Raw genomic sequence first — 22,026 nt, 5'->3', positions numbered from 1 at the left:
GTGAGCAGCCGCAAGTCGAGGATGGGATGGATGTCAGAAGCAAAGAAGCGCCGTAGCACGGGTCGGGTGACCCTCAACGATGTGGCCCAGCTGGCCGGTGTGGGGGCCATGACGGTTTCCCGTGCCCTGCGCACGCCGGAGATGGTCTCCGACAGGATGCGCGAGCGCATCGAAGCTGCGGTGGAAGAGCTCGGCTATATCCCCAATCGGGCCGCCGGGGCGCTGGCCTCTGCGACTTCCCAGACTATCGTAGTGATCGTCCCGAGTCTGGCGGAAGCTGGCTGTGGCGAGATGATCGCGGGCCTGCAACAGACCCTGCTCGAGGAGGGTTACCAGATCATGCTGGGGGATGCCCAGCATCTGAAACAGCAGGAAGAGAGCCTGCTGACCAGCTTTTTGCAGCACAATCCGGCGGCGGTGGTGCTGTTTGGTGGCGATCCCGGCGAGACGATCCGTACTCGCCTGAAAGCTGCCCGTTTGCCAGTGGTTGAGGTGGGTGCCATGGCCCGCAGTCCCATTGACATGAATGTGGGAGTCTCCAACTTCGATGCCGGTTATCAGCTCACCCGCCACCTTATCGAGCGGGGCTACCGCAATATCGGTTTTCTCTGTGCCCGTCAGGAGCAGTGGATGCTGCAACAGCGGATGCAGGGCTGGCAGAAGGCGCTGCTCGACAACTACCTCTCCCCCGATGCCATCATCAACACCTCTGAGCGGCCCAGCTTCAGTACCGGCGCCACCATGCTGGGTGAATTTCTACTGCGCTGGCCCGAGCTGGACGCGCTGATCTGCGTCAACGACGAACTGGCGGCTGGCGTGCTGTTCGAGTGCCAGCGTCGCCATTTGAATGTGCCGGGCAAACTCGCCATCGCCGGATTTGACGATCTGGATGTGGCGCGCGCCTGTTATCCGACCCTTACTTCGGTCAGGATCCCCTATCGCAAAATGGGGCAGGAGGCTGCCGAGCTGATCCTGCGCCAACTGGCCGGGGAGCCCGTGATGGGCACTGCTCTGGCTCTCGATTTTCAACTGCAAAAGCGTCAAAGCAGCTGATCCCCGTTTCACACGTCATCAAAGAGGCAACCATGTTCAAGGCTCTGTTACTGGAAAACCAAGACGGCAAGACTGTTCCGACTCTGATCCGGCTGGCCGAGAGCCAGTTGCCGGAAGGTGAAGTGCGGGTAGCGGTGAGCTACAGCTCGATCAACTACAAGGATGGGCTGGCCATCACCGGCAAGGGCAAGATCGTGCGCCAATGGCCGCTGGTGCCCGGCATCGACTTTGCCGGTACCGTGCTTGAGTCTGCCGACAGCCGCTATCAGCCCGGCGACAAGGTGGTGCTGACCGGTTGGGGTGTGGGCGAAGGGCACTGGGGCGGCATGGCCGAACAGGCGCGGGTCAAGGGGGACTGGCTGGTGCCGTTGCCCGCCGGGCTGGATGAACGGCAGGCCATGTGCATCGGTACCGCCGGTCTCACCGCCATGCTCTGCGTGCTGGCACTGGAAGAGGCGGGTATTACTCCCGCAAGTGGCGAGGTGCTGGTCACCGGTGCGGCAGGCGGTGTGGGGGCCACCTCGGTCGCCCTGCTGGCGGCCCTGGGCTATCAGGTGGCGGCGCTGACCGGTCGTCCCGAAGAGCAGGGCGCCATGCTCACTGCGTTGGGTGCCAGCCGCATCGTGCCGCGCAGCGAGCTGCTGGTGCCTGCCAAACCGCTGGAGAAGCAGCTGTGGGCCGGTGCCATCGATACCGTCGGCAGTCAGGTGCTGGCCAAACTGTTGGCTCAGATGAACTATGGCGGCGCCGTGGCGGCCTGTGGGCTGGCGGGCGGTTTCGATCTGCCGACCAGTGTGATGCCCTTTATCCTGCGTAATGTGCGGTTGCAGGGGGTCGATTCGGTGATGTGCCCGTTTGAACGTCGTCAACTGGCGTGGCAGCGACTGGCACGGGATCTTCCTGCCAGCTTCTTTGAACAGGCGGTTACCGAGATTGGGCTGGAGCAGGTAGTGGAGGCCGCCGAGGCCATTACGCACGGCCAGATCGTAGGTCGCACTCTGGTCAAACTTTGAACTCTCTCTGACTGGCGAGCCCGACAATTCCGGATAAAATTGGAGTGCGGGTGAACTATCCAAGGAGAGTGAAGATGGGTGGACACAAGCCGGATTACGACTCCTCTGATGATGATTGGGAGCCGGATTCCTGGGAAGAAGAGCTGGATCAGTGGGAAGATGAAAGCTGGCAGGATGATGACACTTTCGATGACCAGTGAACCACGGCATTGAACGAACAGGCGGGCTTTGGGCCCGCCTGATTTTTTTGCCGCGCTCACATGGCTGAGCGTTCGTCCTTGGTCAGGGGCGGGGCGCTGGGTAGAATGAACTGCCCAAATGACGCTCAAGGATGACTATGCGACTCTCCATCATATTGTTGGCTGCCCTGCTGGGTGGCTGTGTCTCCAACGATGATCCCTGCGAGAAGGTGTGGAGTGAGGTGGGGGAGGCGGATGGCAAGCTGGGCTTCACCACCGAGCGGATCGAGTTCCATCAGGGGCAATGTGGCAAGAAGGTGGATTCTGAACTGTGGAAGCAGGGACATCAGAAGGGATTGGCATGGTATTGCCGCCCCGAGCACCTCTATCTGGCTGGCCGCTCAGGCGAGGAGTATCGCGGTGTCTGCCCGAATGATACCCAAGCACGCAGATTGTTCGAACAGGGGCGTCAGGGGTGGACCGATCAATAACGCCCTGACAGGGAGGGGCGTTACTCCTCTTTCAAACGCAGCGGTTGGCAGAGGTAACCCTTGTCATTGGCACTGCGGGCGCACTTGCTGCAGACAAACTTGGGTTTGCGCACGATTTTTCTCAGCGCCTTGAGATCGGTGGGGATCTCGTGACGGCGCCATTCACACAGGGTTTTGCTGCCCATAACGACTACCTCTACGACTTGACGGCCGTATTGTAATCGATTTTCATTTCGAATAAACCGGCAAAGCTCGCTTATTGGTCGATATGCCAATAAGGGATTGTTTCGGGAGGGATTACTGGTAGAGGAACTTGGTGAAGATAAGCTCGCGCACCGCTTTCTTGCCGGTCTCTTTCACCAGCAGCTCGTTGACGGTTGTCTCGCACTCCTTGCGCAGCTCTTCTCGGTTGGTCAGGGACTTCACTTGATCGGCATTTTTGCTGCCAATCAGACGGATGATGGCATCGCGGATCAGCGGGTCATGCTGCTCCAGCAGCTTGAGATCGGCCTCGTTTTCCGCCATCAGCTCTACCGTGACCCGGATATAACCGAGGGTTTTGCTATCACTCAGGTAGTTGGTGATGATGTCGGGATCGAGCGCGTGGTAGGAGAAACCAGGCTTGGCAGCCCCCTCTGTGCCCTCGGCGGGCGGCTCATCTTCAGCCAGAGCTTGCTGCTGCAGGGCGCCACAGCTCAGTAACAACACCAGCAGAATTTTGAATATCTTCATATAGATGGCTCATCAGCAAGAGATAACCCATTTTTGATGTTGCCATCGGGGCCGTCAAGCACGGATGTTCTTACATTTCGCTATTGATTTACGGATAATAAACCGGATTTTAACCTGAACACGGAAATCTCTGGATGGTGAAGCTGTGAAGTCCGAGTTGACTGTTCCCCTCACGCCGTTAAGCGGGTGGCTGGCTCCCGAATGTTGCGAATTGCCCGCCAGCTTGCGCCCCTGGCTGCTGGAGCCCGGCTCCATGACCCGGCGTCTGCGTCAGCACAATCGCCACTTTTCGGTGGAGTGGCTGGGCAATCACCCAGTCGCCCTTACTGCCGATGAGCAGTGGCTGGTGGATTCGGCCTCGCCGGCCGGTACCTGCCGCGAGGTGATCCTGCATGGGGATCGTGGGCCCGCCGTGCTGGGCTGGACCCTGTTTGCCGATGACGCACTGCAAGGGAGCGGCATTGCCGAGCTTGGCGAGCAGCCGCTGGGTGAGCGGGTATTTGGCCATGAGCCTGCCCGCCGTGATCACCTGCAGCTGGCCCGTTTCGATATTGCCGCCAATCCCCGTTGCCCGGCCGCCATTGTCTGGGGGCGTCGTTCCCGTCTGTTTCTGGGGCAGTGGCCACTGCTGGTGCACGAGCTGTTTCTGCCCTCTCTCGTCTGTGACAAGGAGCTGGAGTGAATCTGTTAACCAAGGAGCGGGGACTTGCCTACATGCAGTTGGCCCGCGTCGACAAACCCATAGGCACTCTGCTGCTGCTGTGGCCAACCCTGTGGGCGCTCTGGCTGGCCGCCGGTGGCCTGCCCAATCTCTGGGTGCTGACCGTGTTTGTGGTCGGGGTCTTTCTGATGCGCTCGGCAGGGTGCGTCATCAACGACTATGCGGATCGCAACTTCGATGGCCACGTCAAACGCACCGCTGGTCGCCCCTTGCCCACGGGCAGAGTCAAACCGTGGGAGGTGTTGGCGCTCTTCTTCGTGCTGGCGCTTATTTCGTTTGGTCTGGTGCTGACCATGAATCCGCTCACCATCGGCCTGTCGTTTGTCGCCCTGCTGCTGGCGGTGAGCTACCCCTTCATGAAGCGCTTTATCTCCAACCCCCAGCTGGTGCTCGGGATGGCCTTCTCCTGGTCGATCCCGATGGCCTATGCGGCGCAGGCGGATGCTCTGCCGCTGGTGGCCTGGCTGCTCTTCTTTGCCAACCTGCTCTGGACCGTGGCTTACGACACCCAGTACGCCATGGTGGATCGGGATGACGACCTCAAGATCGGCCTCAAATCCAGCGCCATCCTGTTTGGTCGTTACGACAAGCGGATCATCGGCGCATTGCAACTCTCGACTCTGCTGCTGTTGCTGGCGGTCGGGCAACTGATGACGCTGGGGGGTTGGTATTACTGGGGATTGCTGGGAGCGGCGGTGCTGTTTGTCTATCAGCAGCGACTTATTCGCGAGCGGCAGCGGGAAGCCTGCTTCCAGGCGTTTCTCAACAACAACTATGTGGGGGCGCTGGTGTTTGCCGGTCTGGTGCTCGATTACCTGCTGGCGTGACATGTTCCCACGCAGACTCCGATAAAAATGAAGGCCGCACATGCGACCTTCTTTGTTTGCGTTGCAGATTAGAGCTGATTGCCTGCCTGAATGGTGCGGCGGATCTTGTTGCTCAGCAGCGGCACTATGTTGTCGGCCAGCGCCTGGAAGCGGCCGAGATCCGGCTTGCACTCGGGAGAGAGGTAGCCCTCCTTGCGCAGTGTGTGGATCAGGGTGCTGAACAGCTTCTGGTCGAAGAACTCGGGGGCGTTGATGCCGTGCAGGGTGCCGAGGCGCTCTGCCATCATCAGGCCGTCCGCCTCCAGCTGCTCCGCCTCGATATGGGGTTGGGCCAGCACCCGGGTCAGCACGATGGCGTAGCGTTGCAGGGTCTCCTGAATGCTCTCCGCCAGCAGTAGCAGGCGCATCTGGTTGGCCGGATTGACCCAGTAGCCGTCATTGCGGGTCTCGATCAGTTGCTGGGTCTGCAGCGCGCCGAGCAGGCTGTCGACCAGCGCCGGCAACTCATCCTCTTCATAACGCAGGAACAGCTCGGTCTTGAGCAGCGGATAGATGTCGATGCAGCGGGCCATGATCTCGCTGCGGGAGATCCCTTCGCACCGTTCGATCAGTGCCGCCACCAGAGAGGGCATGGCAAACAGGTGGAGGATGTTGTTGCGGTAGTAGGTCAGCAGGATCGCCTGATAGCGGTCGAGACTGATGATCTGCCCCAGCTTGTCCTCGCTGACCTCGAACTTGTTGAGCTCCATCGCCTGATCCAGCAGGGTCTTGGCATCCTCATCCGGAATGGTGCTCTGCGGGCTGTAAGGCACCGCCTTGAGCAGATCCAGATAGGTGTTGAGCTGGGCCTGCAATTCGTCGCGGGTCAGGGCGTGGCGCTCGGCGGCCAGCAGCGCCAGCGCGCTCAGGGTCAGGCCGTTGACCGCGGCAGCGCCGTTGATGCGGGTCATCAGCAGTTCGGCCAGATTGTTGACGGTGCCCGCCATCCACTCCGGACGCTCCTCTTCCCCGATGTGCTTTTTCCAGTCGGGGATGTGTTCGCTCAGGTAGCTGTTGAGAGTCAGCGGCTCGCCGAAGTTGACGAAACCACGGCCGTAGTTGCGCAGCTTGCGCAGGATGCCGAGCACCTGCAGGAAGCTCTCTTTCTCCTTGCGACTCCCCTTAAGCTCGTTGTGGTAGGTGTTCACCTCCATCACGTGCTCGTAGCCCAGATAGACCGGCACCAGAGTGACCGGCCTGTCCAGCCCGCGCATCATTGCCTGCAGGGTCATCGCCAGCATGCCGGTCTTGGGCGGTAGCAGACGGCCGGTACGGGAGCGACCACCTTCGGTGAAGAACTCTACCGAGTAACCCTTGGCAAACAGCAGGTTGAGGTATTCCCGGAATACCGTGCTGTAGAGCGGGTTGCCCTTGAAGGTGCGGCGAATGAAGAAGGCGCCGCCGTGGCGGAAGATGGGGCCCGCCGGCCAGAAGTTGAGGTTGATGCCTGCCGCGATATGGGGCGGCACCATCCCCTGGTGGTAGATGACGTAGGAGAGCAGCAGGTAGTCCATGTGGCTGCGGTGGCAGGGAACGTAGACGATCTCGTGCCCTTCCTGCGCCAACTGGCGTACCTTCTCGGCGCCATTGACCGACAAACCGCGGTAGAGCTTGTTCCACAGCCAGCCGAGGAAGCTCTCGCCCAGGCGGATCAGCCGGTAGGAGAAGTTGGAGGCGATCTCGTCCATGTAGCCATGGGCACGCTTTTGCGCCTTCTCGAGGCTGATCCCCTCGCGCTGGGCCTCCTCTTCAATCGCCTGCTGGATCACCGCGGAGTCGAGCAGCTGCTTGAACAGCAGGTTGCGGTTCGGTAGTTTCGGGCCGGTGGCAGCCAGCTGCTGACGGCTGAAGTGGGTACGGGCCACTCGTGCCAGCTTGTGGGCGATGGCCTCGTCGGTGCCGTGTTTGTCGGCCATGTAGCGCAGGGAGAGGGGCGGCGAGAAGCGCACCAGATTCTCGCGACCCTTGAGGATCACGATAAGCGCCTTCTTCAGCCGGTTCGGCGCCAAGCTGCTGATGATGTTGAGGCCGGAGGCTTCTTCCCCTTCCCGACCCGGAGCGCGGCCCCAGAACAGGGTGACGGGCACCACCTGGATATCTAGCTCGGGATCCTGCTTGTGCAGATCCAGCAGCTGGTGGAACTCCTGCAGGAAGGGGAGCGGTTTGCTGCGTTTGCCAAACAGGGGAGGTGGACGGTCCAGACAGACATAGCGCGGCAGCAGCTGGCCGTTCAGTTCCAGCGGCGTGAAGGGGCCGGGCAGACCGAGATCCTCGCAGCACTGCTGCAGGGTCATCAGGTCGGTGATCGAACTGGTTTTCAGGGCATAGACGATGGGTCTGGCCGGATCCAGATTGAGTTCTGTGATGGGATTTTCCGGCAGGCTCTTGTGATTGACCAAGCCGCTGACCGGCCATTGCAAGATGGCTCTGGAAATCTTCTGTCCTAGGGACATGTGCGTCTGCTCTCCAAAAAAATGCGGCGTGAGCATAGCAAATCGACAGCCCCTTGTCGCCGAGAGGTACGATGAGTCGGCTGCGCAGGATCAAAACAGTAGTAAATGAGGGGTTGGTCGCGACAAATGTCAGCTGCGCCTTGCCTTGGCCACTGCACTGTATATACTGCCAGTGTGCTGTATAAAAAGACAGGTGCCAATTCTATGAAACCCCTTACCCCCCGCCAGGCCGAAGTGCTGGAGCTGATCAAGGTGAACATGAGCGAGACCGGTATGCCGCCGACTCGTGCCGAGATTGCCCAGAAGCTTGGTTTCAAGTCGGCCAATGCGGCCGAAGAACATCTGAAGGCCCTGGCCAAAAAAGGGGTCATCGAGATCATGCCGGGCACGTCCCGCGGCATTCGCCTGTTGCTCGAAGAGGAAGAGGTGCTGGAAGAGAGCGGCCTGCCGCTCATCGGCAAGGTGGCCGCCGGTGAACCCATCCTGGCTCAGGAGCATATCGAGAGCCACTATCAGGTTGATCCCGCTCTGTTCCATCCGCGCGCAGATTTTCTGCTGCGGGTGCAGGGGATGAGCATGAAGAACATCGGCATTCTGGATGGCGATCTGCTGGCGGTGCACAAGACCCAGGAAGTGCGCAACGGTCAGGTGGTGGTCGCCCGTCTCGATGAGGATGTCACCGTCAAGCGCTTCCAGCGCAAGGGCAGCCAGGTATGGCTGCTGCCGGAGAATGAAGAGCTCTCCCCCATCGAGGTGGATCTCTCCTGCCAGCAGCTCACCATAGAGGGACTGGCTGTCGGGGTGATCCGCAACGCCGACTGGATGTAATCATCTCCGCCAACTGCGTTTGCCACACGGCCTCCTTCGGGAGGCCGTGCTGTTTCTGGCGCACTTTCCCTGTCATATCAAACAGATCATCGGCGGCGGCATTTTTGTCCTGCGCGACCGGCTACCAATCATCCATTTCAGATATATGCTCAGATCAGTGCCCTGTCGCCGAGAGAGGGCTTGGCACCTCCCTCTGACCATCACAATGCGTCGGTACGGGAGGGCCGGTAACAACGAGAATCGGGCAGTACACCTTCACGGGATATGAAGGGGGAGTGGGGAGATCCCGAGCCTTGTCAGGCAAAGGGGACCACTCGTAATGGTTGCAGATAGTCGTGACGGGCCTGTTCCCAGTTCAGGCCGACGAAGCAACATGACCTGTCGGTCAAGGAGGACTGGTATGGCATCAAGATCGCCATGGGATTCAGAGGCTGGGGCTGCGCCAGCGGAATCGTCAATCACCCGTTTCGTCAAAGGTAGCCGGATGACCTGGTTTTACGGTCTCTGGCTGCACCATCGTGGTTCGCACTGGACGCTCTGGCTGGGATGCCCGAAAGAGAAGGTGGTGCGTCTGGTGTTGCTGTTCAAGCGTGGTCATGGCGATCCCCAGGGGGAAGAGGGCTGGCTGGCCCCCGTGATTCCCATCGGCGTGCGGGCCATCGGCAAGATGTTGCAGCAGGGGCGTAACGCTCGCCCCTGAGCAGAAGAGACAAACAAATCCATCCATAACCGGCACCCGAGGGGGCCGGTTTTTTTATGGCCGCAACTGGCGATTAATTATGCCAAATGGTCGACTCCTGACAGGGCGTTGCACAAGGTTGAACCACCTTGGCGGCTCGCTGGGGTACAATGTCCCCCTCTTGTCCGGTCATTGCTGGCCATCTGCCTCGAACTGAAAGGGTCTCTTGTTATGATGAAGCTCCGCTATCCCCTGCTCTTTCTGCTGCTGACAGCCTGCCTGATCCTGGTGTTCTACGCCACGCAGCCAGAGCAGCCTGAACAGGCTGACTACTATCCGGCGGGGCGGGACATCAATGATTTCGCCTTTACCGATGCGGACAACCAGCCGTTCACCCCTGCCAACTTGAAGGGGCACTGGACCTTCCTGTTCGTCGGCTACACCTTCTGCCCCGATATCTGCCCCACCACCCTGGCAGATATGCGCTCCGTCTATGACCAGCTGAAGAAGATGGCGCCCGACAGTCAGGTGGTGTTTATCTCGGCGGATCCCCAGCGTGACGACATTCCCCGTCTCAAGACCTATACCGCCTTCTTTAATCCCGAATTCAAGGCGGCCACTGCCCCCCACGACAAGCTGTTCCCGTTCGTGCGCAATCTGGGGCTGATCTACTCCATCGCCAATCAGGGGGAGAAGGATTACCTGATCGATCACTCCGCCTCCATCGTGCTCATCAATCCCAAGGGCAAGCTGCAGGCGGTATTCCGTCCGCAAGTGGCGCCGGGTCAGGTGCCCAGAGTGCAGATGGCCACCATGCTCTCTGACTTCGCCCGCATCCTGAAGTTGGCAGGCCGCTGAGCGTGACCCCAGCTGTTGCCCCCTGGTGGCGAGATCCCTCTCGCCACCGCGCTGTGTTTGCGCTCGCCCTGCCCATGGTTTTCTCCAATATCACCACCCCCTTGCTGGGGCTGGTGGACACCTGGGTGATCGGTCATCTCGGTCAGGCCTGGTTTCTGGGGGGAGTCTCGGTCGGTGCGACCCTGATCAACCTCATCTTCTGGCTGCTCGGCTTTTTGCGGATGTCGACCACCGGGCTGACGGCGCAGGCGCACGGCGCCGCCGACGGTCGTGCCCAGCTCGATACCCTGCTGCGGGCGCTGGGGCTGGCCATTGCTCTCGGTCTGGCGCTGCTGTTGTTGCTCTTCCCCCTGTTGCCACGGTTGATCGCCCTGAGTGGCGGCTCGCCCGAGGTGCAGCTCTATGCGGGCCAATATGTGGCGGTGCGGATCTGGAGCGCCCCGGCGGCGCTCTGCAATCTGGTGATCATGGGTTGGCTGTTGGGGATGCAGGATGCCCGCAGCCCCATGGTGATGCTGATCCTCACCAATCTGGTCAACATGGCGCTCGATGCCCTGTTTGTGCTCGGGCTCGGCTGGCAGGTGCGGGGTGTGGCGGCGGCCTCGGTCATGGCGGACTACTGCGCGCTGGCGGTCGGGATCTGGCTGGTACGCCGTCAGCTGCGGCAACTGGCGCCGACGGTGTGGCAGGATGGTTGGCAGCGCTGGCGGCAGCTTGCGCCTATGGTACGGTTGCTCGGCCTCAACCGCGATATCTTCCTGCGCTCCCTCTGTTTGCAGCTCTGTTTCGCCTTCATGACTCTGCAAGGGGCACGACTGGGGGACGTGGCGGTGGCCGCCAATGCGGTGCTGCTCAACTTCCTGATGCTCATCTCCTACGGACTCGATGGTTTTGCCTATGCGGTGGAGGCCATGGTAGGACGAGCCATCGGTCAGCAGGATCGGCAGAAACTGCGGGAGGCCATCGTGCTCAATCTGGGCTGGGCCGCCCTCATCGCCAGTGGTTTTACCCTGGTGTTTGCCCTCTTTGGTGCCCACCTTATCGGCTATATCACCGATATTCCGGCCGTGGTGGCGGAGGCACATCATCAGCTTCCCTGGCTGATCGCCATGCCGTTGCTGGCGGTCTGGTGCTTCCTGCTGGATGGCGTATTTATCGGGGCGACCCGGGCGCGGGAGATGCGCAACAGCATGTTGCTGGCCGCGTTTGGCGGCTTCTTCCCGATCTGGTGGCTCTGTCAGTCGTGGGGCGTGGCCGCGTTATGGGCGGCGATGGCAGCGCTGATGGTGGGGCGCGGTCTGTCGCTGGGGGTCACTTGCTGGCGGCTGGAGCGCAGCGGGCATCTGCTCGACGCCCGCCACTGAGCATCGGTGGCGCTTACATGGCTCCGTCGTAGCCGAGCTGGCGCCAGCTCTCGTAGACAAAGACAGACACCGCGTTGGAGAGGTTCATGCTGCGGCTCTGGGGCACCATAGGGATGCGCAGCCGCTGCTCGAATGGCAGGCTCTCGATGATCTCGATGGGCAGGCCGCGACTCTCCGGGCCAAACAGCAGGGCGTCGCCAAGGGCATATTGTGCTGCCGAGTGCGCGGTACGGCCCTTGGTGGTGCAGGCAAACACCCGCTTGGGCGCCACGGCAGCCAGAAAAGCCTCATAGCTCGGCCAGCGCTTCACCTCGGCAAACTCGTGATAGTCGAGTCCCGCCCGCTTTACCCGCTTGTCATCCCACTCAAATCCCAGCGGCTCGATCAGATGGAGCCGGTAGCCGGTATTGGCGCAGAGCCGGATGATATTGCCGGTGTTGGGCGGAATTTCCGGCTGGTAGAGGACGATATCGAGCATGACGAGCTCCTGCAAAGAGATGTAAAGCCAAGAAGGGGCGCCAGCATACCCAGCGCCCGTCCGGATGAAAAGGATCAGGCGATGGGCAAGCGGATGGTGATGGTCAGCCCGGTGGGGTGATTGTTGCTGGCCGCAATGGTACCGCCGTGGCGCTGGATCGCCTCCGAGGCGATGGCCAGCCCCAGCCCGGTGCCGCCAGTCTTGGCGTTGCGGGCATCATCGACCCGGAAGAAGGGCTGGAACAGCAGCGCCTGCTGCTCGTCAGGCACCCCGGGGCCGTCATCCCGAATGGTCATCACCCACTCCAGTCCCTCCCGATACCAGTCCACCTTGATGAACTCGCGGGCATATTTGAGGGCATTGCGCAGGGGGTTCTCCACCGCCCGGGCCAGCAGCTCGGGCCACATCTGGATCGACTCTGCGGGCAGCGGCGGCAGTCTGAGCTGCTTGCCGCTCTGGTTTGCCTCGAACATGGCATCTTCGAGGATGGGCTCCAGCAGGTCGGCCAGCGGCTGCACGATGGGGGCCTCAACATGCTGCTGCACCCGCGACAGATCCAGCAGATCGCCGATCAGCTTGTCCAGCCGCCCGATCTCCGATTCGATCCGCACCAGCTCGGCGCTGTCACCCTGCTTGCGGCGGATCAGCGCCTGCGCCAGTTGCATCCGGGTGAGGGGGCTGCGCAGCTCGTGGGAGATATCGGAAAGCAGCTGTTTCTGCTTCTGGATCATGCTCTTGAGCGTCTCCACCATGCGGCTGACGTTATCCGCCAGCTGGCCAATCTCGTCGCCCCGTCCCAGGTTGGGGATCTGTACCTCCAGATTGCCAGCCGCCAGTTGGGAGACCGACTTCTGCAACTGCAGGATCGGGCGGGTCAGCCGCCAGGCGAGCAGCAGGCAGAGCGGGGTGCTGACCAGCATCGAGATGCCCAGAATGCGGATCGGGTGATCCAGCACCTGAATGAACAGGAACAGATAGGGGTTCTCGGCATTGAGGCCGAAATAGACGTGATAGCGATGACCGTGGTGCTCCATCAGGAAGGGGCCGGCGATCGCCTTGCGATCCTCGTTGCCCAGCATGGGGTTGGCCGGGTCATCGGCATCCACCATAAAGCGCACCACGAACTTGCGCGGATGGGTGGTGGACTGGATCTGCCCCTTCTCGTCGCGCAGGTAGACGTTATCCACCGGCAGCATGGCGATCTTGTCCATCGCCTTGGCCAGATCGAAATCCTGATCCGGCTCGGCGGCGTTGAGCAGGGCCTGCACGTTGTTCTGCATCCGCGCGACTTCGTGGGTTGGCAGCGGGATCTGGTTGCGGGGATCCAGGGTCGGCAGGCTGATCACGGCGGCCAGCATCACCAGCAGCATGAACCAGAACCAGAGGAAGATGTGGGTCGAGATCCCGTTGAGGGAGTTGATGCGCTCTATTCTTGCTCTAGCCACAGGTACCCGCGCCCCCGTACGGTTTTGAAGCGGGGCTGGCCATCGGTGCGATCCGGCAGCTTCTTGCGCAGGTTGCTCAGGTGCATGTCGATGGCGCGATCGAAGGGTTCCAGCTTCTTGCCCAGCACCTGCTCGGAGAGGTGGCTCTTGCTGACGATCTGGCCGGGATTACGCAGCAGGCACTCCAGCAGCCCGAATTCGGTGGCGGTCAGCTCCAGCAGCTGTTCGCCGCAGCGGGCCTGCTGCAGGCCGGGTTGCAGCACGATATCCATGAAGTGCACTTCGTCGGAGGAGTTGCCGCGCTGGGGCGGGGCGCTCTGGGTACGGCGCAGGATGGCGCGTACTCGGGCCAGCAGCTCCCTGTCATCGAACGGCTTGGCCAGATAGTCGTCGGCACCCGCTTCCAGACCGTTTACCCGATCCTGGCTGTCACCGCGGGCGGTCAGCATCAGCACCGGGGTATCGTGAGTCTTGCGCAGCTTGGTCAGCATGGCAAAGCCGTTGAGTTTGGGCATCATCACATCCAGCAACACCAGATCGAAGCTCTGCTCCGCCAGTCGTTGCAGCCCCTCTTCACCATCCTCGGCGACCGTGACCTGAAATCCCTCCAGGGTCAGAATTTCGGTGAGCAGTTGGGTCAATTCAAGATCGTCGTCGACCAAGAGTATTCTGTTCATCTGGTGTTATTCCGCAGATTTTCGCGCCAAACTGACGCCGGGGTCAGGGTATAATAAGTTTTTCATCGCCAGAGGAAAGCCGGTTTTGAGCCATCAACAATATTCCCGTTGGGTGACCTTTGCCAGCATAGCGGCGGTCACCACCGCTACCTTGCTGATCATCGGCAAACTGATCGCCTGGCTGATGACCGACTCGTCGACCCTGCTGGCGTCGCTCACCGACTCCTTTATGGATGTGAGTGCCTCCATCATCAACCTGCTGGCCATTCGCTATGCGCTGGCCCCCGCCGATGACGAACACCGCTTCGGTCACGGCAAGGCGGAGTCGCTGGCGGGCCTCATCCAGTCAGCCTTTATTTCCGGCTCCGCCCTGCTGCTGGTGATGCACGGAATTTCATCCCTGCTCAATCAGGCGCCTATTCTGCGGCTGGAGGCGGGTCTCTGGGTCAGCGGTGGCTCCATCGTGCTGACCCTGCTGCTGGTCAGCTTCCAGAGCGTTGTCATTCGCAAGACCAACAGTGTGGCCATCAAGGCCGACATGCTGCACTACCGTTCCGATCTGCTGCTCAATGCCGGTGTCTTGCTGGCGCTGGTGCTGGCGGGGCAGGGGTGGTACTGGGCCGACGGCCTGTTTGCCATCCTGATCGGGCTGTTCCTGTTGTGGGGGGCGGGACACATCGGCTACGAGTCGGTGCAGGCCCTGCTCGATCGTCAGTTGCCAGCGGAAGAACAAGCGAGAATAATGGCGCTCTGCTGTGCCGTAGAAGGTGTACACGGCGTACATGACCTGCGCACCCGTCAATCCGGGCCGACCCGATTCGTACAGTTGCATCTTGAACTGGATGATCAGATCCCCCTGGTCAAGGCCCATCAGATCGCCGATGAAGCCGAACTGGCGGTACGCCAGGCATTCGAGCGGATGGATGTCATCATCCACATGGACCCCATCTCGGTGCTGACAAAAGAACAACAGAGCCCTCACCCAGAACAACAGTAGGCTGCAACATGGATGAACTGGTTGCCAAAACCTGGCACAAAATTCAGCAAGAAGCGGAGTGCATGGCGGCCCAGGAGCCGATGCTGGCCAGCTTCTTCCACTCCACCATTCTCAATCACAAGAATCTGCGTTCGGCCCTCAGCTTCCAGCTGGCCAACAAGCTCGATAGTGCCACCATGCCCGCCATCGCCTTGCGCGAGGTGATCGAGCTTGCCCTGCGCAGCGAGCCCGAGCTGCTAACGGTAGTGGCGGCTGACATCTGCGCTGTGCAGGAGCGGGATCCTGCGGTCGATCTCTTCTCCACCCCGCTGCTCTACCTCAAGGGGTTCCATGCCCTGCAGGGCTATCGGGTTGCCAACTGGCTGTGGCGCCAGGGGCGCCGCTCGCTGGCCCTCTATCTGCAAAACCAGATCTCGGTGGTGTTCGGGGTGGATGTGCACCCGGCCGCCCGTATCGGCAAGGGGATTATGTTCGACCACGCCACTGGCATAGTGGTGGGCGAGACGGCGGTGATTGAAGATGATGTCTCCATCCTGCAGAGCGTGACCCTCGGTGGTACCGGCAAGGAGAGCGGCGATCGCCATCCCAAGATCCGTGAAGGGGTGATGATAGGGGCGGGCGCCAAGGTGCTCGGCAATATCGAAGTGGGCGTGGGCGCCAAAATTGGCGCGGGCAGTGTGGTGATCAACCCGGTGCCGCCCCATACCACGGTCGCTGGCGTACCCGCCAAGATCGTGGGCCGTCCGGAGTGCGACAAGCCTTCACTGGATATGGATCAGTGTCTCTGATCTCCCGGCCGGAGTAGTCGATGGCCAAACGTTGGTCGGGTTATCTGATTTTGGGGATGTGGCTGCTCAACCTGCTCCATCTCTATCTGGGACTCTCCCCCTGGCCAGCGGCCATGGCGGCCTGGGGGGCATCACTGCTCACCTGGCCCTGGCTGGTGGGGGCCGCCAAGCGGCAGGCGCTGGCCCTGTATGGCGCGGCGCTGTTGCTGCTCATCTTCTCTTGGTGGCAGGGTGCGACCCTCAGCGCCGGTGACTGGCTGTTGCCCAACATCAATATGCTCACCATGTTTGCCGCGGTTAGCACCCTCAACCTCGCCACCTCGGGTCTCTTGACCGGCACCACCTCCTGGACCGGGCGCAAGGGGCTGTGGAGCACCATGGCCAGCCTCAATCTGCTGGGGGCGGTCATCAACCTCTCGGTGCTCTTTATCATCGGCGATCGGCTGGAGCGCAATGGCACCCTGGAGCGGCGTCAGGTGATGGTGCTGAGCCGGATCTTCTGTGCCGCTGCCTTCTGGTCACCCTTCTTTGTCGCCATGGCGGTGGCGCTCACCTATGCGCCGGGCTTGCAACTCTCCCATATTCTGCCGTTCGGGATCCTCGCCGCCTTGCTGGCGATGGGGCTGACCGCCTGGCAGGTTGAGCGGATCGGGGTGGCCGACTTTGCCGGTTATCCGCTGCGGTTGCAGACCCTGGGGTTGCCGGTCACGCTGGCGTTGCTGGTACTGCTCATCAAGCAGATCTGGCCCCAGCTCGGCATTCTGGCGGTGATCGCGCTGGTGGCCCCGCTGCTGGCGCTGCTCTTTATGCCGAGGGCCGGGCGCAAGGCGGCCCTCAAGCGGCAGGTGGTGGAGCGCTTCCCCGCCATCGGTGGCCAGCTGGTGCTGTTTCTGGGGGCCGGTTTGCTGGCGGCAGGCATCAACAGTGCGTTGTCGGTCATCGATCTCGGTGCCGGTCATGGCCTGCCACTGTTCAACCACTTTGGCTGGCTTGAGGCATCCCTCACTCTGCTATTGATTTTGCTGGTGGCCATCGTCGGGGTGCATCCGCTTATCAGTATCTCCGGGCTGGCGCCGCTGCTCTGGCCGCTGGCGCCGGATCCCAGCCTGCTCGGCATGTGTTTCTTGCTGGGATGGGGGCTTGCCACCGGCACCAGTCCGCTCTCCGGCTCCAATCTGGCGCTGGCCTCCCGCTACAACCTCAGTGCCGGGCTGATCCTGCGCTGGAACCTGCTCTACGGCCTGCTGATGTATGTGGTCGCTTGTCTGTTGCTGGGGGCTTATATCGCCTTGCATGGATAACGGCGGTTCCGTTGGAAGGGGGCAAATGATGCGCGGGCTGCGGGGTCTTTTACGCACGGTTCAGTGTGTTGTCGCGGCTCGGGCGCAGGATGCGAGAAAAATAGACGCATATTTAGACAATACATCTATGGAAGGCGCATTTTACAGCGCACTGGCTTGTTTGTGCCGATGCGCTCGGGGTATGCTGGCTTCACGCGCTTGAATCGCCCTCTGTGGGGCATCGCAATTGAACAAACAGGTATGCATATGTCACTAGAAGTCCTTGAGCAACTCGAATCCAAAGTACAATCCGCCGTCGACAACATCTCCCTGCTGAAGATGGAGCTGGACGAGCTGAAAGAGCAGAACAGCAAGCTGCAAGACGAGAACCATCAGCTGCGCAACGAGCACACTGCATGGCAGGAGCGTCTGCGTGCCCTGCTGGGCAAAATGGATCAGATGGGCGAAACCATCTAATTCATCGCCTTCAGGCAGAATTGAAAACGGGCCGCTCCATGAGCGGCCCGTCTGTTTTTGGCAGGGTGAGGATTATAGCGCCAGCAGTTGCTTGACCGTCTTCTCGATGCCGTCCGCCGCTTCGACTATGTTGTTGGCCAGCATGTAGGCGGGGGTGGAGATCACCTTGCGCTCCTGATCCACCACGAATTCGTTGACCGGGCAGTTGAGATGGCTGCCCCCCATCGCCTCGATGGCGTTGGCGGTACCCTCGTCATGGCCGATGGTCGCCAGCGTCCCGGCACCATAGATCAGCGGGATCATGGCGGGTGCGATGCAGATATAGGCGGCCGGTTTGTTGGCGTTGGCAAAGCTCTGGCACGCTTTCAGCACATCGGGCTGGATCTGGCACTCGGCTCCTTTGATAGCGAAGTCGCACAGGTTTTTGGCCGCGCCAAAGCCGCCGGGCACCAGCAGCGCGTCGTAATCGGCCGCATCCAGCTCGGCCACATCCTTTATCTGGCCACGACAGATGCGGGCCGCTTCGACCAGCACATTGCGGCTCTCTCCCTCGCTCACTTCACCGGTCAGGTGGTTGATGACATGGAGCTGCGCCACGTTCGGGGCGAAGCACTGGACGGCGGATCCCTGACGGGCCAACGCCAGCAGGCTGATGACGGCCTCGTGGATTTCGGCCCCGTCAAAGACACCGCAGCCACTCAAAATCACGGCCACTTTTTTCATGGCAAACTCCTCGTTGTTGAAAATGTGAGCCAGGATGGATTGTTGTACTTTTGTATGGTTATCGCTCGCCCTCCGCTGGTCAAGTCATCTTGCTGTGCTAGGATTGTTTCGCTTTGGATCCTGCCGTACCTACTCCCTTAAATCTTTTTCCACATTGATCGAGATCATTCTAACTGTCTCACGATCGGTTTTTACGATCTCAATGCATTGTTTTTAATGACTTTTTATATTCTTATGCACAGTTTTATCACTGTGCGCTCTGATGCGCCCCATTTTTGAACACAGAGTTATCCACAGATTGAGTCCCTTTATCAGGCGTTGTGTGCTGTTGCTGCGCCCCTTGGTGTGAGGGGGGCCCTGTGGCATCCTAGCGGCTGTTTATCTCTGGCAGGACGATTTCATGGCCCCTAGCAACCCCCTTATTCTGGTCGACGGCTCCTCTTATCTTTACCGCGCCTTCTTCGCCTCCCAGCAGGCTGATCTGCGCACATCGACCGGTTTGCCGAGCGGCGCCGTCCGTGTCATGGCCAACATGATGCGCAGCCTGCGCAAGCAATATCCTGACTGTCATGTGGCCGTGGTGTTTGATGCCAAGGGCAAGACCTTCCGCGATGACATCTATCCCGAGTACAAGGCGACCCGTGCCAGCATGCCGGACGATCTGCGCAGCCAGGTTGCCCCTATCCACCAGATGATCAAGGCGATGGGTTTCCCCTTCCTGATGGTGGAGGGGGTGGAGGCCGACGACGTGATCGGCACCCTGGCCCGCCAGGCGACCGAGAAGCAGCTGCCGGTCCTGATCAGCACCGGTGACAAGGATATGGCACAGCTGGTCTCCGACCATGTCACCCTGATCGACACCATGAAAGATGTGAAGACCGATCGGGAAGGGGTGATCGAGAAGTTTGGCGTACCGCCCGAGCTCATCATCGACTATCTGGCCCTGATGGGTGACAAGGTCGACAACATTCCCGGTATGACCGGTGTCGGCGAGAAGACCGCACTGGCCCTGCTGCAGGGGATTGGCAGTATCGACGAGATTGCCGCCAACCTCGACAAGGTCGCCGCCCTCGGCTTTCGTGGCTCCAAGGCGTTCGCCGACAAGTTCCGCGAGCAGGAGGAGCAGGTTCGTCTCTCCTATCGACTGGCGACCATCAAGACCGATGTCGAGCTGGAACAGAGTCTGGAAGAGCTGTTGCTCAAGCCGGTCGACAAGGAGTCCCTGCTGGCGGTCTATCGCGAATACGAGCTGCGCAACCTGATCAAGGAGCTGGAATCCGGTGGTGAAGATGGCAGCGAGATTGCCGGACAAGACGAGGCTGGCGATAAGAGCGCCGCTCCGGTTGCCGCCATCGAAACCGACTACCGCTGTATTCTGGACGAAGCCGAGTTTGACGGCTGGCTGGAACAGTTGAAAGCGGCACCGCTGTTTGCCTTCGATACCGAAACCACCAGTCTCGACTATATGGAGGCGCGGATCGTCGGCGTCTCCTTCGCGGTTGAACCGGGCAAGGCTGCTTATGTGCCGTTTGGCCACGACTATCTTGGGGCACCGGTACAGCTGAGCGAGGCCGTGGTGTTGGGCAAGCTCAAACCGCTGCTGGAAGATCCGACCCGTCTCAAGGTGGGACAGAACCTCAAGTATGATCGCAACGTGCTGCTCAACCACGATATCGATCTGCAGGGCATCGCCTACGACACCATGCTCGAATCCTATGTGCTCAACTCCACCGCCAGTCGTCACGATATGGATTCGCTGGCCAAGCGTTATCTCGGGGTCGAGACCACCTCCTTTGAAGATATCGCGGGCAAAGGAGTGAAACAGCTCACCTTCAACCAGATCGAGCTGGAGCAGGCGGCCCCCTATGCGGCGGAAGATGCCGACATCACCCTGCGTCTGCACCAGACCCTGTGGGGTCAGCTGGAAGCCGTGCCGGGTCTCGCCAAGGTATTCAGCGAGATCGAGCTGCCGCTGCTGCCAGTGCTGGCGCGGATGGAGTTGCTCGGCACCACTATCGATCCCAAGTTGCTGCACCAGCAGAGCCAGGAGATCGAGCTGCGGTTGGCGGAGCTGGAGAAGCAGGCTCACGAGCTGGCCGGGCAGGAGTTCAACCTCTCCTCACCCAAGCAGCTTGGGGAGATCCTCTTCACCAAGCTGGGCCTGCCGATCATCAAAAAGACGCCGAAGGGGGCACCGTCCACTGCGGAAGAGGTGCTGGCCGAGCTGGCGGAGACCTACGAGCTGCCGCAACTGCTGATGGAGCATCGCGGTCTGGCCAAACTCAAGTCCACCTACACCGACAAGTTGCCGCTGATGATCAAGCCCCGGACCGGTCGGGTACACACCTCCTATCATCAGGCGGTGGCGGCTACGGGCCGTTTGTCATCATCTGATCCCAACCTGCAGAACATCCCGGTGCGCAACGAGCAGGGGCGCCGGATCCGTCAGGCCTTCATCCCGAGCGCCGGTTACAAGCTGGTGGCGGCGGACTACTCCCAGATCGAGCTGCGCATCATGGCGCACCTTTCCGGTGACAAGGGGCTGCTGACCGCCTTTGCCGAGGGCAAGGACATCCACAAGGCGACTGCCGCCGAGGTGTTCGGCGTGGCGCTCGATGCGGTCACCACCGACATGCGCCGCAGCGCCAAGGCGATCAACTTCGGCCTTATCTACGGCATGAGCGCCTTCGGTCTGGCCAAGCAGTTGGGGATCGGTCGTGCCGAAGCGCAGAAGTACATGGATCTCTACTTCGAGCGCTACCCGGGCGTGCTGGAGTATATGGAGCGTACCCGTCAGCAGGCGGAAGCCCAGGGGTATGTCGAGACCCTGTTCGGCCGTCGCCTCTATCTGCCGGATATCAAGTCCCGCAACGCTGGTCTGCGCAAGGCAGCCGAACGGGCCGCCATCAACGCCCCCATGCAGGGTACGGCAGCCGACATCATCAAGCGCGCCATGATCAACGTGGATGGTTGGATCCGCGGGATTGAAGATGAGTCGATCCGCATGCTGATGCAGGTACACGATGAACTGGTGTTCGAGATCCGCGAAGAGAAGCTGGAGGAGTACATCGCCATCATCAAGGAGAAGATGTCTGCCGCAGCCGAATTAGATGTGCCGCTGCTGGTGGAGGCGGGCACCGGTGACAACTGGGATCAGGCTCACTGATTTCCGGTCAGCCGTTCTGCACGGTTATATAGCTATATAAGAAGCGAAGCCCGGCATTATGCCGGGCTTCCTGTTTCTGCCAGCCCTATCAGGTCTCTTGCAGATACTCATCCTTGAGCAGCACATAGTTGTCGGCCGAGGTCTTGAGGAAGGCGATCTCGGCGGGCTTGAGCGGGCGAGCCTGTTTGACGGGATTCCCTATATATAGAAAGCCCGACTCGAGTCGCTTGCCCGGTGGCACCAGCGAACCTGCGCCGATCATCACATCATCTTCAACCACGACGCCATCAAGCAGAATGGCACCCATGCCGACCAGCACCCGGTTGCCGATGGTGCAGCCGTGCAGCATCGCCTTATGGCCGACCGTGACATCCTCACCGATCAGCAGCGGATAGCCGGTCGGGTTGCTGGCGCTCTTGCGAGTCAGGTGCAATACGGTGCCATCCTGAATGTTGCTGCGGGCGCCGATGCGGATATGGTTCACATCCCCCCGTGCCGCCACCATGGGCCAAATGCTGGCGTCGTCGGCCAGCTCGATATCGCCCACCAGTGTCGCGCAGGGATCTACATATACTCCTTTGCCCAGTTGCGGGCGTTTTCCCTTGTAGGGTCTCAGTCGCAAGTCCATCTTGGCCTCCTTGTTTTCGGCCATTCTAGCAACCAGAAGGGTGTTTCTGTGGATAAGTTTGTATAAAAGCTGTGGTTGGATATGAATAACTAAAAAAGTGCTGTTTTTTGCAATTTTATTGCAGATAAGG

The 22,026-nt window shown here is 60.6% G+C and carries 23 protein-coding genes; 15 read left to right on the top strand and 8 right to left on the bottom strand.

The features are described 5' to 3' along the window. Positions 1-30 precede the first annotated feature (30 nt). From OKC31_RS19370 to OKC31_RS19355, 4 genes are all read left to right on the top strand, one after another. The gene (locus tag OKC31_RS19370; protein WP_064339009.1) at positions 31-1,053 is read left to right on the top strand and encodes a LacI family DNA-binding transcriptional regulator; all 1,023 of its coding nucleotides are present in this window, start codon (positions 31-33) and stop codon (positions 1,051-1,053) included. 32 nt (positions 1,054-1,085) lie between these two features. Next, positions 1,086-2,066 (top strand): acrylyl-CoA reductase (NADPH), encoded by a 981-nt coding sequence (gene acuI / locus OKC31_RS19365; RefSeq protein ID WP_247823755.1) that lies wholly within the window; start codon positions 1,086-1,088, stop codon positions 2,064-2,066. Between the two features lie 74 nt (positions 2,067-2,140). Then, positions 2,141-2,266, top strand: coding sequence for a hypothetical protein (locus OKC31_RS19360; protein WP_005339521.1), 126 nt, complete (start codon positions 2,141-2,143; stop codon positions 2,264-2,266). Positions 2,267-2,403: 137 nt separating this feature from the next. Then, positions 2,404-2,736 carry a DUF2799 domain-containing protein gene (locus tag OKC31_RS19355; RefSeq protein WP_247823756.1) on the top strand — a complete coding sequence of 111 codons (333 nt, stop codon included), beginning with the start codon at positions 2,404-2,406 and terminating at the stop codon, positions 2,734-2,736. A gap of 20 nt (positions 2,737-2,756) precedes the next feature. On the opposite strand, the gene OKC31_RS19350 is transcribed toward OKC31_RS19355, so the two are convergent. Both OKC31_RS19350 and OKC31_RS19345 read right to left on the bottom strand, forming a co-directional pair. Further along, complete coding sequence (locus OKC31_RS19350) at positions 2,757-2,921, bottom strand: hypothetical protein (RefSeq protein WP_005339525.1); 165 nt, start codon at positions 2,919-2,921, stop codon at positions 2,757-2,759. 112 nt (positions 2,922-3,033) lie between these two features. Further along, positions 3,034-3,468, bottom strand: a complete 435-nt coding sequence (locus OKC31_RS19345) for a flagellar basal body-associated protein FliL (protein WP_040069400.1) — start codon at positions 3,466-3,468, stop codon at positions 3,034-3,036. A gap of 145 nt (positions 3,469-3,613) precedes the next feature. On the opposite strand from OKC31_RS19345, the gene OKC31_RS19340 reads away from it, so the two are divergent. After that, a complete protein-coding gene (locus OKC31_RS19340; RefSeq protein ID WP_247823757.1) occupies positions 3,614-4,150 on the top strand; it encodes a chorismate--pyruvate lyase family protein in 537 nt (178 codons plus the stop codon). Beyond that, positions 4,147-5,016: a 4-hydroxybenzoate octaprenyltransferase gene (gene ubiA / locus OKC31_RS19335; protein ID WP_005339536.1), complete on the top strand. Its 870-nt coding sequence runs from the start codon at positions 4,147-4,149 to the stop codon at positions 5,014-5,016. The genes OKC31_RS19340 and ubiA overlap by 4 nt, the downstream gene beginning before the upstream one ends. A gap of 68 nt (positions 5,017-5,084) precedes the next feature. Here the strand turns inward: ubiA and plsB are convergent, their stop codons facing one another. Continuing rightward, a complete protein-coding gene (gene plsB / locus OKC31_RS19330; RefSeq protein WP_247823758.1) occupies positions 5,085-7,508 on the bottom strand; it encodes a glycerol-3-phosphate 1-O-acyltransferase PlsB in 2,424 nt (807 codons plus the stop codon). 204 nt (positions 7,509-7,712) lie between these two features. Between plsB and lexA the strand changes: the two genes are divergently transcribed. The 4 genes from lexA to OKC31_RS19310 all read left to right on the top strand — a co-directional run bounded on the left by lexA (position 7,713) and on the right by OKC31_RS19310 (position 11,237). Then, positions 7,713-8,336, top strand: coding sequence for a transcriptional repressor LexA (gene lexA, locus OKC31_RS19325; RefSeq protein WP_005339540.1), 624 nt, complete (start codon positions 7,713-7,715; stop codon positions 8,334-8,336). A gap of 484 nt (positions 8,337-8,820) precedes the next feature. Then, positions 8,821-9,036, top strand: a complete 216-nt coding sequence (locus tag OKC31_RS19320) for a hypothetical protein (protein ID WP_247823759.1) — start codon at positions 8,821-8,823, stop codon at positions 9,034-9,036. Positions 9,037-9,246: 210 nt separating this feature from the next. Next, complete coding sequence (locus OKC31_RS19315; protein ID WP_204480477.1) at positions 9,247-9,873, top strand: SCO family protein; 627 nt, start codon at positions 9,247-9,249, stop codon at positions 9,871-9,873. A gap of 74 nt (positions 9,874-9,947) precedes the next feature. Next, a complete protein-coding gene (locus OKC31_RS19310) occupies positions 9,948-11,237 on the top strand; it encodes an MATE family efflux transporter (RefSeq protein WP_247824160.1) in 1,290 nt (429 codons plus the stop codon). 13 nt (positions 11,238-11,250) lie between these two features. Here OKC31_RS19310 and trmL read toward each other — a convergent pair whose 3' ends face one another. The 3 genes from trmL to OKC31_RS19295 form a co-directional block, all read right to left on the bottom strand. Further along, positions 11,251-11,715 carry a tRNA (uridine(34)/cytosine(34)/5-carboxymethylaminomethyluridine(34)-2'-O)-methyltransferase TrmL gene (trmL, locus tag OKC31_RS19305; protein WP_005339545.1) on the bottom strand — a complete coding sequence of 155 codons (465 nt, stop codon included), beginning with the start codon at positions 11,713-11,715 and terminating at the stop codon, positions 11,251-11,253. A gap of 74 nt (positions 11,716-11,789) precedes the next feature. Continuing rightward, complete coding sequence (locus OKC31_RS19300) at positions 11,790-13,160, bottom strand: ATP-binding protein (protein WP_247823760.1); 1,371 nt, start codon at positions 13,158-13,160, stop codon at positions 11,790-11,792. Beyond that, positions 13,142-13,837: a response regulator gene (locus tag OKC31_RS19295; RefSeq protein WP_005339549.1), complete on the bottom strand. Its 696-nt coding sequence runs from the start codon at positions 13,835-13,837 to the stop codon at positions 13,142-13,144. Before OKC31_RS19295 ends, OKC31_RS19300 begins: the two co-directional genes overlap by 19 nt. An 85-nt stretch (positions 13,838-13,922) precedes the next feature. Between OKC31_RS19295 and fieF the strand changes: the two genes are divergently transcribed. From fieF to OKC31_RS19275, 4 genes are all read left to right on the top strand, one after another. Continuing rightward, positions 13,923-14,834 (top strand): cation efflux pump FieF, encoded by a 912-nt coding sequence (gene fieF, locus OKC31_RS19290; RefSeq protein ID WP_042081837.1) that lies wholly within the window; start codon positions 13,923-13,925, stop codon positions 14,832-14,834. Between the two features lie 8 nt (positions 14,835-14,842). Continuing rightward, positions 14,843-15,622, top strand: a complete 780-nt coding sequence (cysE, locus tag OKC31_RS19285) for a serine O-acetyltransferase (protein ID WP_005339552.1) — start codon at positions 14,843-14,845, stop codon at positions 15,620-15,622. Positions 15,623-15,642: 20 nt separating this feature from the next. Beyond that, positions 15,643-16,923 (top strand): hypothetical protein, encoded by a 1,281-nt coding sequence (locus tag OKC31_RS19280; RefSeq protein ID WP_247823761.1) that lies wholly within the window; start codon positions 15,643-15,645, stop codon positions 16,921-16,923. 246 nt (positions 16,924-17,169) lie between these two features. Beyond that, positions 17,170-17,379 carry a cell division protein ZapB gene (locus OKC31_RS19275; protein WP_005339554.1) on the top strand — a complete coding sequence of 70 codons (210 nt, stop codon included), beginning with the start codon at positions 17,170-17,172 and terminating at the stop codon, positions 17,377-17,379. A 72-nt stretch (positions 17,380-17,451) separates the two neighbouring features. On the opposite strand, the gene elbB is transcribed toward OKC31_RS19275, so the two are convergent. Beyond that, on the bottom strand, positions 17,452-18,102 hold the full coding sequence (elbB, locus tag OKC31_RS19270; protein ID WP_139494158.1) for an isoprenoid biosynthesis glyoxalase ElbB: 651 nt from the start codon (positions 18,100-18,102) through the stop codon (positions 17,452-17,454). A 400-nt stretch (positions 18,103-18,502) separates the two neighbouring features. Here elbB and polA point away from each other — a divergent pair, with 400 nt between their 5' ends. Continuing rightward, positions 18,503-21,268, top strand: a complete 2,766-nt coding sequence (gene polA / locus OKC31_RS19265) for a DNA polymerase I (protein WP_247823762.1) — start codon at positions 18,503-18,505, stop codon at positions 21,266-21,268. Positions 21,269-21,356: 88 nt separating this feature from the next. Here the strand turns inward: polA and OKC31_RS19260 are convergent, their stop codons facing one another. Further along, positions 21,357-21,896 (bottom strand): gamma carbonic anhydrase family protein, encoded by a 540-nt coding sequence (locus OKC31_RS19260; RefSeq protein ID WP_159164585.1) that lies wholly within the window; start codon positions 21,894-21,896, stop codon positions 21,357-21,359. Positions 21,897-22,026 lie beyond the last annotated feature (130 nt).

Source organism: Aeromonas sp. Y293-4 (assembly GCF_027705905.1).
Classification (GTDB): Bacteria; Pseudomonadota; Gammaproteobacteria; order Enterobacterales; family Aeromonadaceae; genus Aeromonas; species Aeromonas veronii.
Note: the sequence above shows the minus strand (reverse complement) of the source record. Positions and strands in the feature narration are given on the sequence as shown.